Origin of the sequence: Mesorhizobium sp. M7A.F.Ca.CA.004.12.1.1 (genome assembly GCF_003997835.1) — a bacterium.
Lineage (GTDB): Bacteria > Pseudomonadota > Alphaproteobacteria > Rhizobiales > Rhizobiaceae > Mesorhizobium.
Genome location: NZ_RZRK01000083.1, coordinates 10,001 through 12,075, shown reverse-complemented (window position 1 = coordinate 12,075; position 2,075 = coordinate 10,001). Strand labels below are relative to the sequence as shown.

Sequence of the window (2,075 nt, the reverse complement as noted above, 5' to 3'; positions counted from 1 at the left end):
GGCGAGGGCCTCATGGCAGGGCCGAGCATTGCCGCAGGCGTCGTACTGCTGGCTGTCTTCATCGTTTTCGAGCTTCGGCAGCGCGAGCCGATGATCGACCTCAGCCTGTTTCGCGTCGGTGCTTTCGCCGGCGCCAATGTGGCGACATTCTTCCTCTATTTTGCGCTATCGGCCAACCTTTTCTATCTGCCGATGCTGCTGATCGCCGGCTGGGATCTGAGCACGGCCGAGGTCGGCTTCATCTTCCTGCCCTTGTCGGCATTGATCGCGCTTTTGTCGGGACCGGTCGGCAAGCTTTCGGACCGGATCGGACCACGTTTTCCGATCGCCTGCGGCAGCTTGGTCGTGGCTTTCGCGTTTGCCGGGCTGGCCTTGCTCACCTACGCCGGTATCCACAATTTCTGGATTGGAATATTCCCGCTGATGGCGCTGATGGGGCTCGGCATGGCTCTGGTCGTGTCGCCTTTGTCGACCGCGATCATGACGGCGGTGGAAGACAAGGACACGGGGGCCGCCTCCGGCATCAACAATGCCGTCTCACGCATCGGCGGTCTGATCGCGGTGGCGGCGATGGGCTCGCTTGCCGCATGGGTTTACGCGAATGCGCTGGACGCGAGCGCAACGTCCGCCATCCCAGGATTTGGTGAACCGGCGCCAGCCGGGCTTGCGCCGGCCATCGATGCGGCGAGGCTCGCCGCCAGCGATGCCGCTTTTGCCGCGGTTTCTTCGGTGACCGCGCTGCTTTGCCTGCTTGCGGCTGTCATCGCCTGGACGACCATTCCCGGTGAGCGATTGCCATGGCCGCGACAGGCCGAAGATCGGCAAGGCTGAAGCGGGTCAACCGTCGATCTTGGCGCTCGCAACCTTCAGCGAATCGCTGTCTTCCTGCTTCAGCAGTTCGTCGATGCGCTCGCGCTCGCGCTTGAAGGCGACGAGGTCATCGCCCTTCAGCACCTTGCCGACCGGCAGGCGGACACGCATCGGATCAACCTTGGTGCCGTTGACGATCAGCTCGTAGTGAAGATGCGGGCCGGTGGCGAGGCCGGTCTGGCCGAGGAAGCCGATGGTCTGGCCCTGGCGGACGTGCACGCCCGGTTCGATGCCTTTGGCAAAGGCGCTCTGGTGATTGTATGATGTCTCATAGCCATTGGCATGGCGGATGATGATCTGCTTGCCGTAGCCGCCGGCCCAGCCGACCTTCTCGACCGTGCCGTTGCCGGCGGCGATGATCGGCGTGCCGATCGGCGCGGACCAATCGACGCCGGTGTGCATGCGGACATAGCCGAGGATCGGATGCCTGCGGGCGCCGAAACCGGAGCGGAATTTCCCGGCGGGCAGGGGATTGCGCAACAGGAACTGCTCGGCGCTCGAGCCGTCCTCATCAAAATAATCGGTGCCGCCGTCCTGCATCTGGAAGCGGTAGAAGTTGCGGGTCTGGCCGCCGAACGTCGCCGAGACGTAAAGAAGCTCGGAGCTGTCCGAGGTCTGGTCGTCACCGTCGGGCTGCGAGAACAGGACTTCGATGCGGTCGGCGGGGCTGAGGCGGGATTGGAAGTCGACGTCGGACGCCAGCAACTTGATCAACCGCTGCGTCATCGCCTTGGACATGCCGTAGGAATAGGCGGCGCGGTAGATGCCGTCATAGACGTTGGGCAGGTTGCCGCGCACCACCACGGGCGCCGACGAATCATCGAAGGCCGTCAGCAATTCGGGGTTCGGATCCGGTTCCTGCGCCGGCACATACTGGCCGCGATCGTTGAGCGCGATGGTGACGATGTGCTGGGTCCGGTCATAGACGCTGGTGCGCACGACCTTGGCGGCATCGCCGTGAACCTCGAGGCCGACACGCAGCACGGTTCCAGCTTTGAGCGCTGTTGCGTTGAGCAACTTGGCGATAGCTTCGGCCATTCCGGTGGCATCTTCACCCGTGTAGCCCGAATTGGCAAAAGCCTCGGTGACGTCGAGATCCTTGGTGAAGGGGATGATTTCCTCGGCGAAAGCCGGCGCCTGGTCGTCAACAGTGGCACGGGGCGCCACCGAGACATTTTCCGGCACGATCTTGACGTCGTAGGAGC

General features: G+C 63.5%; 2 protein-coding genes (1 of these 2 cut by a window edge). One reads left to right on the top strand and one right to left on the bottom strand.

The window, feature by feature from the left end; genetic code table 11:
• A partial coding sequence (locus EN984_RS06855; RefSeq protein WP_127383675.1) for an MFS transporter occupies positions 1-831 on the top strand: 831 nt, incomplete at its 5' end.
• A 6-nt stretch (positions 832-837) separates the two neighbouring features.
• Here the strand turns inward: EN984_RS06855 and EN984_RS06850 are convergent.
• Positions 838-2,075 carry the 3' portion of a M23 family metallopeptidase gene (locus EN984_RS06850; RefSeq protein WP_164748944.1) on the bottom strand. Its footprint extends 730 nt past the window's final position, so the window shows 1,238 of its 1,968 coding nt (coding positions 731-1,968); its start codon lies beyond the right edge, outside the window; the stop codon is at positions 838-840.